Source organism: Micromonospora sp. URMC 103, from assembly GCF_051386435.1.
Classification (GTDB): domain Bacteria; phylum Actinomycetota; class Actinomycetes; order Mycobacteriales; family Micromonosporaceae; genus Micromonospora.
The window spans coordinates 488,902-502,776 of sequence record NZ_JBPQTR010000006.1 but is presented as its reverse complement, the minus strand read 5'-3'; the positions used below and the strand labels follow the sequence as shown (position 1 = coordinate 502,776).

Below are 13,875 nucleotides of genomic sequence, written 5' to 3'. Positions count from 1 at the left end.
TGCACCCGCCGATGCACCATGGCGCTGACCTGCGGAAACGCGAATCGGGCGTCGACCTCGCCCTCCGGCACGGTGCCACGGGTTTGCCGGTGCATATCGGGGTGCAGAGCAAGCGGGTGGTCCGGCTGGCGGGGCGGCTGGTGCGACCCGCGGTCGAGCCGCCTCGCTCGCGGGGCGGCGATTACCGAGATCGACTCCAGATCGCCGATGTGGCGGGGTTGCGGCGCGTATGACACCGCCACTTCGGCGATGTGGTGTGGATCAAGCCGCGTGGCCGGGAGTTATCGACTCGAGTTCACGGAAGTTGGCGTATCCGGCGGTCCGGGATACCGCGACTTCAGGGATCTCGAGTCGATCACGTCGAGCGCCACACTTCCATCGGGTCAGCGTCGGGCCCGTCAGCGTCGGGGCCGGTCAGCGTCGGGCCGGTCAGCGTCGGGGCCGGTCAGCGTCGCGGGTCGTCGTCGGCCGCCGGCCACGGGTTCGCCCCGCCGCCCGGGCCACCGCTCGGCCGGTCCTCGGTCGCCTCGACCGGGGCGTCGGTGATGGCCTCGGTCGGCCGCTCCTCGGCTCCGTCCTCCGCACGGTCGGACCCGGCACCGGCCGTGTCCGCGGACTTCGTCGGTCGCTCCGCCTCCCAGGCCGGGTGGACGCCGCCGGTGGTGGGTCGTTCCGCCTCCCAGGCCGGGTGGACGCCGCCGGCCGTCGGCTGCTCCGCCTCCCAGGCGGGATGGACCCCGCCGACCGTCGGCTGCTCCGCTTCCCACGCCGGGTGGATGCCCCCCGCCGTGGGCTGGTCCGCCTCCCAGCCCGGCAGGATCCCGCCCGACGTGGGCCGGTCCGCGTGCCAACCGGCCGGCCCGCCGGCGGCGACGGGCTCACCGGCCGCCGGGGCGGCCGACACGGGTTCTCCGGCGGCCGGGCCACCCGAGCTCGGCGCGCCGGGCGCGGCCGAGCCCGGCGCGCCCGCGGTGCTGACCGGCACCGGGGCCGGTGCGTCGGCCGGTGCGTCGGCGGGCGTGGCGGCGGGTGCGGTCGCGCTGTCGGCGTAGCGGCCGGAGCGGAGGGCGCCGACGAGGCCCATGATCCCGATGAGGATCAGGGCGCCGGCCAGGAACCAGCCGACCGGCGGCAGGGCGAGCCCGAGCAGTTGGGCGGACAGCCACCAGGCGGCGAGCGCCAGGAAGAGCAGGCCGAAGGCGAACGAGACGAGGTCCGTACGATGCGCTTTCACCGAGTCACCACCAGGTTGCCGGCGTTGATGTGGACGAAGAGCCGGAGGGTCCCGCCGCCCGCCCCGTCGGGGCCGAGATCGGTGAACTCCCGGGACCTTCCGGCCGGGCCGGGCTGGTGCCGCCCGAAGATGGTCGCGTCACCGGCGTTGACGTCGGCCACCGTGGTCACGTCGACGTTCGGCGGCACCACGACGGTGGCCTTGCCGAGGTTGACCGAGACCGTGATGTCGGTGTTCCGCTTGTCGAAGTCGACCGCCCGCAGGTCGAGCACGGCGTCGCCGAGGCTGTTCTCGTACCGGGTGGCGAGATCCTGGTAGCTGGCCGGCGCCCAGGTCACCGCGCCGTCGACGCCCCGGAACCGGTCGTACGACTCGGCGACCGTCCCCACGGCCAGCGCGGCGGCGGTCACGAGGCCGAGCGCGATGAGCCAGCGGGCCCGGCCGAACCAGGTGCCGACGAGCAGCCCGAATCCGATGGTGGCCAGCGCCGCCGCGAAGTACGCCGAGGCGCCCACGTCGAAGACGTTCAGCAGGTCGAGGACGGCGACCAAGCCGAGCGCGAGGAAGATCAGCGAGAACGTGACGGCGCCGAGCGGCGAGCGCTCCTTCGGCCGCTTCGGCTGCTTGGCCGGCTTCTTCGGCGGCATCGGCAGTTGGCCGCCCGCCGACTGTGAGGCGTACGGGCCGTGTGGGGCGAACGGCGGCCGGTAGCCGGCCGGGGGCAGCGGCGCGGTCGGGGCGTACCCGGCAGTGGCCGGCTGACCGCTCCGGGGGGCGACCTCGGACGGCAGGGCCGGAGCCGGAGCGCCCGACACCTGCGGCGTGGACCCGGCCGGGGCGACCGGCGGCCAGGCCGGCAGCTCGGCGGTGCGGTCCGCGGGCTGCGCGCTGACCGGGGTGGGGACGCCGACGGGAGCGCCGCCGGAGACCGGACCGCCGGCGTAGGCGGCGTGCGGGGTGCGCGCCGGCACGGGTGCTGCCGGGGCGGCGGACGGTTGGGGCCCGGCCGCCGGGCCGACGCCGGGCGTGGGCGCGCCGGGGGCGGCGGCCAGGTCGACGGTGGGCGGGGCGGCGTACGGGCCGGGCGCCGGGTAGGCGACCGGTGGCACGGGGCCCGCTGGCGCGGCCGGGGGCGGGGCGGCCGCGGGGCCGCGCTCCCGGCCGCGGTGCTCCCGATTGAGCAGCAGCGCCCCACCGATGAGGATGGCCGCGCCGAGCAGCACCGCCCGGAAGGCGTCGGTGACGATGTAGCCGAAGCCCACCGCCGCCACGATGCTGAGCACGATGACGGTGACGGGCGACATGCTGGAGCGGCCACGTCCCAGCATCGACTCGACGGGCGACGCGCTGTCGCCCTCACCGGGGATGATCAGCCACGCCGCGATGTAGACGAGGATGCCGACCCCGCCGAAGAACCCGAGCACCGCGAGCAGCACCCGCCAGAGCACGGGGTCGGTGTTGGTGGCCCGCCCGATGGCCGCGCAGACCCCGGCCAGGTACCGCCCGTCACGCGGGCGGACCAACCCGTACCGCGTGGTGAAGCCGGCGGCGCCCGGCGGCGTGTCGCCCGGGAACCCGCCCGGACCGCCGGCCGGGGGCGGCGTGCCACCGCCGCCACCGGCGGCCCCCGATCCTCCGGCGGGGCCGAAACCGGCAGCGCCGGGGCCGTACCCGAAAGCATCCGCGCCGGCGGAGCCGGGTCCGTATCCCGTGGGGCCCGCGCCGGCGGAGCCCGGGCCGTACCCGAAGGCACCCGCGTCGGCGGTGCCCGGACCGTGGCCGGTGGTCGCCGCGGGCCCCCCGCCCGCGGCGACCGGCGCCGGGCCGGGGCCCGCGCTCGACCCGGGGCCCGGTCCGTATCCCGCGGGGCCCGCGCCGGCGCCTCCCGTGCCCGAAGGGCCGGGGCCAGCCGGAGCCGGCGGGCCGAACGCGGCGGGCCCGGTCCAGCCGGCGGACCCGGGCGAGGGCGTCGCCCCGCCCGTGGACGCCGCCTGAGGGCCGGGCGACTGGGCAGCTTCCTCGTTCATGCTCTCGATCCTGCTGCCCCTCCCGCCCGAACGACCTCAGGACCCGACCCTGACGCCACCCTGAGATCCCGGGCGCCGGAATGTCCGGGGCGTCCCCGTGGTCGGCACCCGCCGGCGCGTGTGACCATCGAAAATGGGTGCCGGCGACGTGCCGGCCATCTGCGCTCCTCGCCGGGCCCGCACCGGCGCCGCCCCCGTGACCAGGGAGTTTCCGATCAGCACCGTGAGCCCGCCACCGCGCCTCTACCGCGCACCGGAGCACCGGATGGCCGCCGGGGTGGCCGCCGGCATCGCCGACCACCTCGGGATCTCGGTGCTGCGGGTACGCGTGGCCTTCATGGTCCTGCTCGGGCTGAGCGGTCTCGGCCTGCTGCTCTACGCCGCCTTCTGGGCGGTGGTGCCGCTGCGGCCCGGCGACACCGGTGTGCCGCCCCGGCGCGACATCGGCCAGCTGCTGCCCTTCGTGGCCATCGGGCTCGGCGTCCTCCTGGTGCAGGTGATGGTCTTCGACTCGGTGGGCGCGGCGGGCACGGCCGGCTGGCTGGTCGCGATCATCGCGGTCGGCGCGGGGGTGATCTGGCACCAGTCCGCTCCGGAACGGCGGCGCCAGTGGGGCGAGGCCCTGCCGGTGCCCTGGCTCGGCGCGGTCGTCGAGGAGAGCGACCGGCGGGCGTTCGTGCTGCGCTTCATCGGCGGCGGGGTGCTGGTGGCGGTCGGCATCATCGGCGTGGCCGCCGTCTACTCCCCGGCCCAGAACCTCGACGCGGTGATCAACGGCGTCATCTTCGCCCTGGTCGGCCTCGCCGGGGTCGGCGTGGTGGCGGCGCCGGTGCTGTGGCGGACGTACAACCAGCTCCGCTCGGAGCGCGAGGGGCGCATCCGGGAGCAGGAGCGGGCCGAGCTGGCCGCGATGGTGCACGACCAGGTGCTGCACACCCTCGCCCTGATCCAGCGCAACGCGAGCGACATCAAGATGGTCCAGCGGCTCGCCCGCGGGCAGGAGCGCTCGCTGCGCAACTGGCTCTACAAGCCCACCGGGTCGCCCACCGAACGGTTCGCGGCGGCGCTCGAGCAGGCCGCGGCCGAGGTCGAGGACACCTTCGCCATCACGGTCGAGGCGGTCGTGGTCGGGGACCGCGAGACCGACGAGCGCGTCGGCGCGCTCGTCGCGGCCGCCCGCGAGGCACTGGTGAACGCCGCGCGGCACGCCGGGGTGCAGACGGTCTCGTTGTACGCCGAGGTGGAACCGGACCAGATCAGCGTGTTCGTCCGGGACCGGGGGAAGGGCTTCGACCCCGATACGGTGGAGGACCACCGGCACGGCGTCCGTGGTTCGATCATCGGGCGGATGAAGCGGCACAACGGCCGGGCCGAGATCCGGTCGGAGCCGGGCGAGGGGACCGAGATCCGGTTGATCCTGCCGATCTCCGGTGACCCGTCCACAGCGGAAAGGGACAGATGACGATGGCGGAGCAGTCGATGGGACCGGTCGAGGGTGCGGGCGCCCGCGCCGAGCGGCTGCGGGTCTTCCTCGTGGACGACCACGCCATGTTCCGCGCCGGCGTACGGGCCGAACTCGGCGCGCACGTCGAGGTCGTGGGTGAGGCCAGCGCGGTGGCCGAGGCGGTCAACGGGATCGCCGCGACGCTGCCCGACGTGGTCCTGCTGGACGTGCACATGCCCGACGGCGGCGGGCGGGCGGTGCTCGAGGCCATGCGGCGTACCCACCCGCAGGTCAAGTTCCTGGCGCTGAGCGTCTCGGACGCGGCCGAGGACGTCATCGGGCTGATCCGGGCCGGCGCCCGGGGCTACGTCACGAAGACCATCTCGCCGGACGAGCTGACCGCGGCGATCCGCCGGGTGGCCGACGGCGACGCCGTGTTCAGCCCGCGGCTGGCCGGGTTCGTGCTGGACGCCTTCGCGGCCCGGCCGGACGCCCCGGTCGCCGACCCGGAGCTGGACCAGCTCACCAACCGTGAGCGCGAGGTGCTGCGGCTGCTCGCCCGGGGGTACGCGTACAAGGAGATCGCCAAGGAGCTGTTCATCTCGATCAAGACGGTCGAGACCCACGTGTCGAACGTGCTGCGCAAGCTCCAGATGTCCAACAGGTACGAACTCTCCCGGTGGGCCGCCGACCGCCGGCTCGTGTGATCGAATCCTCTCCCGGGAAAACTCGGGCAGATGCGACGGATGCCGCCGGTAGGGGCTGACAGGCGATCAATCTTCGTCTCATAATGCCCCGTCACGTTCTCGCGTGCGGGTGGTGCGCATCCCGCGGGAACGGCGGCTCTCGCACACCCGCCACGGGCGGGTCACCCTTGGGGAGAGGTAGACCAGACTCATGATCGGACAACGAGGACGGCGCTGGGCGCGGATCGCCCTGGCGACCGTCGCCGGTGGCGCGCTCGCGCTCGGCGCCGCCGCGCCGGCCGCGGCGGACGAGCCGGCAGTCGGCACCGCGAAGTCGGCGGGCGGCAGCGTCACGCTGCTGCTCAACGGCAAGGCGCAGGGTGTCGGCGCGCTGGAGCTGAAGATCGAGAAGAAGTCGCTCGTCGTCTTCTGCATCGATTTCCACACGCCGGTCGCCGTGGACGGGAAGTACAAGGAGGGCACCTGGAGCGAGTCCGAGGTGAAGAACCTCGGCAAGGTGCAGTGGGTGCTGACCCACGGCTACCCGAACGCCGACTCCGCGGAGCTGCTCGCGGCGGCCAAGGTGACCGTGCCGGCGGGTGCCGACGCGAAGAAGCTGCTCTACTTCGGCACCCAGACGGCCGTCTGGCAGTTCAGCGACGGCATCAAGCTCGGTGAGTACGTCGACGGCAAGGGCCTGCTCGGCAAGAAGCAGTACGCCGTGGTCAAGGGGATCCACGACTACCTGGTGAAGAACGCGACCGACCAGCCCGAGCCGCGCGCCGAGCTGAAGGTCGACCCGAGCAGCGCCACGGCGACGGTCGGTGGCAAGGCCGGTCCGTTCACCGTCCAGGGCCCGGCCGGTGACATCGCGGTCGCGGTCACCGGCGGCACCGCCGTGGACGCCGAGGGCAAGGCTCTCACCACGACCACCAACGGCGGCCAGTTCTGGCTGAGCGCCGCGGACGCCGGCAAGGTCGAGGTGACGCTGTCCGCCAAGGGCTCGGTCTCCTTCGGCCGGGTGTTCCTCTTCACCGGCGGCAAGAACAAGCACCAGAAGCTGATCCTCGGTGGCAGCACCGACGAGACGGTGACGGCCAAGGCCGGCGCCACCTTCACCGCCGCGCCGACCACGCCGTCGGCCACCCCGAGCGCGAGCGCCAGCGCCAGCGCCAGCCCGAGCACCAGCGAGTCGCCTTCGGCGACGCCGTCGACCCCGGGTGAGACCCCGGCGCCGTCCACCTCGCCGGCCAGCAGCGGCGGAGCCCTGCCGCTGACCGGCTCGCCGATCGCCACCGCGGTGATCGCCGGTGTGCTGCTGCTCGCCGCCGGCGCGGGGACCGTGCTGGTGATGCGCCGCCGCAAGGTCCGCTTCACCGCCTGACCCGTTCGGCCCCGGCCCCGGCATCGCTTCCCGCGGTGCCGGGGCCGCGTCGTGTCCGGGGACCGGCGCCGCTCTTCACTCCGTCCGCAGCACGGTGAACGCCTCGGCCAGCCGGCCGGGCGGCAGTCCGGCGTTCTCGGCGGCCGTGGTGAGGCGGGTGCGGATCCACGTCTCGACGTCGAAATGCTGGGTCTGTGTGCGGTGCACGCGCATCGCCGCGATTTTGCGGTCGAAGCGGTCGGTGATGTCGACGGCGTGGTCCGGCCGCGGCCCCCCGAAGTACCAGACCTCGCGGACCACCCAGGGTTCGAGCCCGTCGGCCAGCAGGTCGGGATGGGCGAAGCGGTTGCGCGCGTCGGGGTAGATCGCGCAGGTGGTGGCCTCGCCGACGGCCAGGTGGTCCGGGTGGCTGGGACCGGTGAGCTGCTCCCAGCGGCGCAGCGGGGAATGGGTGAGCACGCGCTCGGGACGGAACCGGCGGATGGCGGCCGTGATGTCGCGGCGCAGCGGCACCGTCGGCGCGAGCGTGCCGTCGGGGTAGCCGTCGAGGAACTCCACCTGCCGGACGCCGAGACTCGCGGCGGCGGCCCTCTGCTCCGCCTCGCGCAGCCGGGGCATCTCGGCCCGCTCGGTGTCGTCGAAGCCGCCCGACTCACCCCGGCTGGTAACGAGGTAAGCGATCTCGATACCCTCATCCACCCAGCCGGCGATCGTGCCCGCACAGTCGAATTCGATGTCGTCCGGATGGGCAAAAACTGCTAGCGCCCGGCGGACGTCGGGGAGTAGGGGAGCGGAGGCGGGAAAGCTCACGGACTCCGAGCGTACGCGGTGGCCGGACCATGTCTTACCTGCTCACAGCGGTATGACCTACATGTTTCATGATCTTTTCTCAAGTATCGGCAACATGGCGGCCAACTAACGTCTTGATAACGGCACCTTCACGGAAGCGGCCGGTGAGTGTCACAGTGGCAAGCACCTCGCCCCCCGTGTGAGGCACTCCGTACGGCCTGATGACCACGGTCCCCGCTCTCGACAGCGGTTCGTGGCACCGACGCGTGCGCGGTGCGGAGCCCGGCCGGGCGTGGTGGCCCGGCGGATCGGTACATCAGGGGTGTCCCGATTTCCCAGTGGTTCTCGGCGGCCCGCGTACGCGGCCACCGTTGGCGTCACCCCCCAGACGTACGTGAACTCCACGACGGAACCAGGTTAGAAAGAGGAGGCCCCTCGGAATGAGAGTCTCGAAGCGGGCGAGTAGCGCGGTCGCGCTGGGCGCGGCATTCGCGCTCATCGCGTCCGGCTGCTCGGGCAGCGACGACGGCGGCGACGCCGGCAACAGCGCTGACGGCGCGATCGTCATCGACGGCACCGAGCCGGAGGTTCCCCTGGTTCCGGCGAACACCACCGAGACCGGTGGCGGTGCCATCATCGACTACCTGTGGACCGGTCTGGTCGAGTACCCGAACAACGGTGGCGCGCCGCAGAACGCGGTCGCCGAGTCGATTGAGACCAGCGACTCCAAGGTCTACAACATCAAGATCAAGAAGGGCCTCAAGTTCCACGATGGAACCGAGGTGAAGGCCGCGAACTTCACCAAGGCCTGGAACTGGGCCGCCTACTCGCCGAACGGCGCGCAGAACTCGAGCTTCTTCGCCGACATCCAGGGCTTCGCCGACGTGCAGTCGGAGGACCCGGACGGCGAGGGGCCGAAGAAGGCCGCGGAGCCGGCCAAGAAGGAGATGTCGGGCCTGAAGGTCATCGACGACTACTCCTTCCAGGTCACGCTCTCCGCGCCGACCGCGGTGTTCCCCACCAAGCTCGGTTACAGCGCCTTCGTGCCGCTGCCGGACGTGTTTTTCACCCAGACGCCGGAGGAGTTCGGCCGCAAGCCGGTCGGCAACGGCCCGGTGAAGTTCGTGTCGTGGGAGAACAACGTCAGCATCAAGCTGACGCGCTTCGACGACTACCAGCTGCGCGACAAGATGAAGATCAAGGACGTCGACGTCAAGCTCTACCAGGAGGACACGGCGGCCTACAACGACCTGCTCGCCGGCAACCTGGACTTCCAGCAGCAGGTCCCGGTCTCCGCGCTGGCCGGTGACAAGTGGAAGGCCGACCTGGCCGACCGGGCGATCCAGTCGACCACGCCGTCCACGGGCATCATCGCCTTCCCGATGTACGACGCCCGCTTCAAGGACCCGAAGCTGCGTCGCGCGGTCTCGCTGGCGGTCAACCGGCAGGAGATCACCGAGAAGATCTTCTTCGGCAACCGCACCCCGGCCGACAGCTGGGCCAACCCGCTGACCCCGGGCGCCAAGGGCGGCAACTGCACGGCCTGCCAGTACAACCCGGACGAGGCCAAGCGGCTCCTCGCCGAGGCCGGCGGCTTCCAGGGCGAGATGGTCTTCTACTACAACGCGGACGCCAGCCACAAGGAGTGGATGGAGGCCGTCGCGCAGAGCGTGAAGAACGTGCTGGGCATCAACGCCCGGGCCGAGGGCATCCCCACCTTCGCGGTCTTCCGTGAGCAGATCAACGCCCACAAGATGAAGGGCCCGTACCGTGCCGGCTGGCAGCAGGACTACCCCGACGTGGAGAACTGGGTCAACCCGCTCTACGTGACCGGTGGTTCCTCGAACGACGGCCTGTACAGCAACCCCCAGGTCGACGCGCTGGCCAAGGAGGCCAGTGGCGCCCCGAACCTGGAGGCCTCGCACGAGAAGTTCGCCGAGGCCGTCAAGGTCATCGACCAGGACGTTCCGTCCATCCCGGTCTACTTCCAGGGCCAGCAGTCCGGCCACTCGGAGAAGATCAAGAAGGTGGAGCTGACCAACGTCGGCGAGATCGACATCACCTCCGTCGAGCTCTGATCCGTACGGTCTGACCCAGGTCGGGCTCACCTATGAGGTGAGCCCGACCTGGGGCCGTTCCGCGAGGGGTGCAAAATGCCCCTCGACACGTCGTCACGCGTGTCGCTTCGCCGACGCGCCCCCTGTCTGGAGGACCACCCCATGGGCCGTTATCTGTTGAGACGGCTGCTCCAACTCGTCCCGGTCTTCATCGGAACGACATTCCTGATCTACTGGCTCGTCTGGTCGGTGCCCGGCGATCCGTTCGCCGGCAAGTGCGGTGAGCGGCCGTGCCCGCCCGGATTCGTCGCGATGATGACCGAGAAGTTCCAGCTGGACCAGCCCCTCTACGTGCAGTACGCCACCTACATGAAGAACCTCTTCCAGGGGGACTTCGGCACGACCTGGAGCGGCCGCCCGATCAGCGAGATCATCGCCACGGCGTACCCGAACACGCTGAAGCTGGCCGTGGTCGCCCTGGTGATCGAAGCGGTCATCGGCCTCACCGCCGGTGTCGTGACCGGCCTGCGGCGTAACGGTTTCCTGGACAACCTGGTCCTCGTCTCCACGCTCTTCCTCATCGCACTGCCGATCTTCGTCATCGGCTTCGTGCTCCAGTGGGTGCTCGGCGTGCAGTGGCACCTCATCAACCCGACGGTGTCGGGCGAGATGCGCCTCTCCGAGCTGATAGTCCCCGGCTTCGTGCTGGGCAGCATCTCGATGGCGTACGTCGCCCGGGTCGCCCGCACGAGCATCGCCGAGAACCGCCGCTCCGACTACGTCCGCACGGCGATCGCCAAGGGCCTGCCGATGCGCCGCGTGGTCGGTGTGCACCTGCTGCGCAACTCGCTGATCCCGGTGGTCACCCTGCTCGGCACCGACCTCGGCGCGCTGATGGGTGGCGCCATCGTCACCGAGGGCATCTTCCAGATCAACGGCATCGGTCGACAGGTGTACCGGTCGATCGTCACGAAGGAGAGCGCCACCGTGGTCTCCATCGTGGTGATCCTGGTGCTCGTCTATCTCCTGATGAACCTTGTGGTGGACCTGCTCTACGCCGCCCTGGACCCGAGGATCCGCTATGAGTGAGCGAAGCGAACGAATCATCAACGCGGCGTGCCCGGCGACTCAGGCCGGGGCCGAGCGAAGCGAGGTGGCGGCATGAGTGACCCGAGCGCTGCGTCGATCGTCTCCACACCGCCGTCGCACCAGCCGACCGAGATCGGCGCCCCGACGAACGCCGGCCTGCCCGAGAACGCGCGCCAGGAGAAGGCGCGCGGCCTGCTCGGTGACGCCTGGCGCGACCTGCGGCGCAAGCCGCTCTTCTGGATCTCCGCGGCCTTCATCCTGCTCTTCATCGTGATGGCCGCCTTCCCGTCGCTGTTCACCTCGGCCGACCCGACCGCCGGTGAGCTGGGCCGGAGCCTGGACAAGCCGTCCGGGCACGCCTGGTTCGGTTACGACATCCAGGGCCGGGACGTCTACGCCCGGACCATCTACGGCGCCAACGCCTCCATCGTGGTGGCGCTGCTGTCGGTGATCGGCACGCTGCTGATCGGCGGCACGATGGGCATCATCGCCGGCTACCGCGGCGGCTGGGTGGACGCCCTGCTCTCCCGGATCGCCGACGTGTTCTTCGGCCTGCCGTTCGTGCTCGGCGCGATCGTCATCCTGACGACCTTCAACGGCTCCGGCACCAGCAACAGCGAGTGGGAGGTCAAGTTCCTCGTCATCGCCTCGCTGGTCGTGCTGAGCTGGCCGGTCGTGATGCGGCTGATGCGCTCGTCGGTGCTGGCCAACAAGGAGGCCGACTACATCGTGGCGGCCCGCGCGCTGGGCGCCGGCACCGGCCGGATCATCCTCAAGCACCTGCTGCCGAACTGCCTGGCCCCGCTGCTGGTGTACGGGACGATCATGGTCGGCTCGTTCATCGGCGCCGAGGCGACGCTCTCCTTCCTGGGCGTCGGGCTGAAGTCGCCGGTGGTCTCCTGGGGCATCATCATCAACGAGGCGCAGGACCTGATCCGGGTCGCCCCGAACCTGCTCTTCTTCCCCGCCGCGTTCCTCGTCGCCGCCGTGCTGAGCTTCGTGATGCTCGGCGAGGCGGTCCGCGAGGCTCTCGACCCGAAACTCCGCTAGGGGAGATCCAGTTGTCCGACATTCTCGTGTCCGAGCAGTCCGCCGCGGGCGCCTCCGGGCGCCCCGCCGGCCGCCTGCTCGAGGTCGACGACCTCCGCGTGGAGTTCCGCACCCGCGACGGCGTCGCCAAGGTCATCAACGGGGTCACGTACCACGTCGACGCGGGGGAGACCCTCGCCGTGCTCGGCGAGTCCGGCTCCGGCAAGAGCGTCACGGCGCAGACCATCATGGGCATCCTCGACACCCCGCCCGGTCACGTCACCGGCGGCCAGGTGCGCTTCCACGGCAAGGACATGCTCGCCATGTCCTTCGAGGAGCGCCGCCGCATCCGCGGCGAGGGCATCGCCATGATCTTCCAGGACGCGCTCTCTGCCCTGAACCCGGTGTTCACCGTCGGGTTCCAGATCGCCGAGCAGTTCCGCGTCCGGCGTGGCATGAGCCGCGCGGACGCCAAGAAGCGCGCGATCGAGATGCTCGACCAGGTCAAGATCCCGAACGCCAAGGGCCGGTTCAGCAACTACCCGCACCAGTTCTCCGGCGGTATGCGGCAGCGGGCGATGATCGCCATGTCGCTGGCGCTCGACCCGGAGGTGCTGATCGCGGACGAGCCGACCACCGCGTTGGACGTGACCGTGCAGGCCCAGATCATGGACCTGCTGGCCGAGCTCCAGCGCGAGCGGCAGATGGGCATGATCCTGATCACCCACGACCTCGGCGTCGTCGCCGACGTCGCGGACCGGATCGCGGTCATGTACGCGGGCCGCATCGTCGAGGAAGCCAACGTGTACGACCTGTACGCGAAGCCCGCGCACCCGTACACCCTCGGCCTGCTCGACTCGATTCCCCGGCTCGACGAGAAGGGGCAGCAGCTCCGCACCATCAAGGGCCTCCCGCCGAACCTCATGAACATCCCGCCGGGCTGCCCGTTCAACCCGCGCTGCCCCATGGCGCAGCCGGTCTGCCGGGAGAAGGTGCCGCCGCTGCTGCACATCGGCGCCGGTCGTGCCAGCGCCTGCCACTTCGCCGAGGAGCTGGTGAACCGTGACTGAGAACATCCTCGAGGTCCGTGAGCTGGTCAAGCACTACCCCGTCACCCGCGGTGTGGTGTTCAAGAAGACCGTCGGTCAGGTCAAGGCGGTCGACGGGGTCTCCTTCGAGCTGCGCCAGGGCGAGACCCTCGGCGTGGTGGGCGAGTCGGGCTGCGGCAAGTCGACGCTGGCCCGGGTGCTCATGAACCTGGAGAAGCCGACCGCCGGCAGCGTGCACTACAAGGGCCAGGACATCTCCAAGCTGTCCGGTGGCGCCCTGCGCCGGCTGCGCCGGCAGATCCAGCTCGTCATGCAGGACCCGTACACCTCGCTGAACCCGCGGATGACGGTCGGCGACCTCATCGGTGAGCCGTTCGAAATCCACCCGGAGGTGGCTCCGCGCGGCAGCCGGCGGTCGAAGGTCAAGGAACTGCTCGACCTGGTGGGTCTCAACCCGGAGCACATCAACCGGTACCCGCACCAGTTCTCCGGTGGCCAGCGGCAGCGCATCGGCATCGCCCGGGCGCTCGCCCTGCGTCCGGAGATCATCGTCTGCGACGAGCCGGTGTCGGCCCTGGACGTGTCGATCCAGGCGCAGGTCATGAACCTGCTGGAGAAGCTCCAGTCGGAGTTCGGCCTCGCGTACATCTTCATCGCGCACGACCTGTCGGTGGTGCGGCACCTGAGCGACCGCGTCGCGGTCATGTACCTCGGCAAGATCGTGGAGATCGGCACCGAGGACGAGATCTACGAGCGGCCGACGCACCCGTACACCCAGGCGCTGCTCTCCGCGGTGCCGGTGCCGGACCCGACCGTCCGGGAGCACAAGGCGATCATCCGCCTGACGGGTGACGTGCCGTCGCCGGCCGACCCGCCGTCGGGCTGCCGGTTCCGCACCCGGTGCTGGAAGGCGCAGGAGATCTGCGCCCAGCAGGTGCCGCTGCTGCAGATCCGGCAGGGCTCGGACCACCCGAGCGCGTGCCACTTCGCCGAGAAGCGGGAGATCGTGGCCACCCACGAGGTCTGACGCACCCCGGACCGCCTGCCGACGCCGACGCGGCGCCGGCAGGCGGTTCCGTGTATCCGG

The 13,875-nt window shown here is 71.3% G+C and carries 10 protein-coding genes and 1 pseudogene; 8 read left to right on the top strand and 3 right to left on the bottom strand.

The genetic code is table 11. The annotated features are described in order from the left end of the window. Positions 1–979: 979 nt before the first annotated feature. Positions 980–1,234, bottom strand: a pseudogene (locus ACSNOA_RS28570) (hypothetical protein); the annotation flags it as partial. Beyond that, entirely contained in the window at positions 1,231–3,261 is a 2,031-nt protein-coding gene (locus ACSNOA_RS28565) for a PspC domain-containing protein (protein WP_436662878.1), read from the bottom strand. The gene ACSNOA_RS28565 and the pseudogene ACSNOA_RS28570, both read right to left, overlap by 4 nt. Positions 3,262–3,457: 196 nt before the next feature. Here ACSNOA_RS28565 and ACSNOA_RS28560 point away from each other — a divergent pair, with 196 nt between their 5' ends. From ACSNOA_RS28560 to ACSNOA_RS28550, 3 genes are all read left to right on the top strand, one after another. Continuing rightward, complete coding sequence (locus tag ACSNOA_RS28560; protein WP_436662877.1) at positions 3,458–4,723, top strand: PspC domain-containing protein; 1,266 nt, start codon at positions 3,458–3,460, stop codon at positions 4,721–4,723. Positions 4,724–4,725: 2 nt separating this feature from the next. Continuing rightward, complete coding sequence (locus ACSNOA_RS28555; protein ID WP_436663408.1) at positions 4,726–5,412, top strand: response regulator; 687 nt, start codon at positions 4,726–4,728, stop codon at positions 5,410–5,412. 190 nt (positions 5,413–5,602) lie between these two features. Beyond that, positions 5,603–6,775: a thioester domain-containing protein gene (locus ACSNOA_RS28550; protein ID WP_436662876.1), complete on the top strand. Its 1,173-nt coding sequence runs from the start codon at positions 5,603–5,605 to the stop codon at positions 6,773–6,775. Positions 6,776–6,850: 75 nt separating this feature from the next. On the opposite strand, the gene ACSNOA_RS28545 is transcribed toward ACSNOA_RS28550, so the two are convergent. Beyond that, positions 6,851–7,585: a PIG-L deacetylase family protein gene (locus ACSNOA_RS28545; protein ID WP_436662875.1), complete on the bottom strand. Its 735-nt coding sequence runs from the start codon at positions 7,583–7,585 to the stop codon at positions 6,851–6,853. Positions 7,586–8,004: 419 nt separating this feature from the next. Between ACSNOA_RS28545 and ACSNOA_RS28540 the strand changes: the two genes are divergently transcribed. The 5 genes from ACSNOA_RS28540 to ACSNOA_RS28520 all read left to right on the top strand — a co-directional run bounded on the left by ACSNOA_RS28540 (position 8,005) and on the right by ACSNOA_RS28520 (position 13,815). Next, positions 8,005–9,642 carry a peptide ABC transporter substrate-binding protein gene (locus ACSNOA_RS28540; RefSeq protein ID WP_436662874.1) on the top strand — a complete coding sequence of 546 codons (1,638 nt, stop codon included), beginning with the start codon at positions 8,005–8,007 and terminating at the stop codon, positions 9,640–9,642. Between the two features lie 141 nt (positions 9,643–9,783). Then, on the top strand, positions 9,784–10,710 hold the full coding sequence (locus tag ACSNOA_RS28535; RefSeq protein WP_436662873.1) for an ABC transporter permease: 927 nt from the start codon (positions 9,784–9,786) through the stop codon (positions 10,708–10,710). A 72-nt stretch (positions 10,711–10,782) separates the two neighbouring features. Further along, positions 10,783–11,760, top strand: a complete 978-nt coding sequence (locus ACSNOA_RS28530) for an ABC transporter permease (protein WP_436662872.1) — start codon at positions 10,783–10,785, stop codon at positions 11,758–11,760. 26 nt (positions 11,761–11,786) lie between these two features. Further along, positions 11,787–12,809, top strand: coding sequence for an ABC transporter ATP-binding protein (locus ACSNOA_RS28525; RefSeq protein WP_436663407.1), 1,023 nt, complete (start codon positions 11,787–11,789; stop codon positions 12,807–12,809). Next, positions 12,802–13,815, top strand: coding sequence for an ABC transporter ATP-binding protein (locus ACSNOA_RS28520; RefSeq protein WP_436662871.1), 1,014 nt, complete (start codon positions 12,802–12,804; stop codon positions 13,813–13,815). Before ACSNOA_RS28525 ends, ACSNOA_RS28520 begins: the two co-directional genes overlap by 8 nt. Positions 13,816–13,875: the final 60 nt, after the last annotated feature.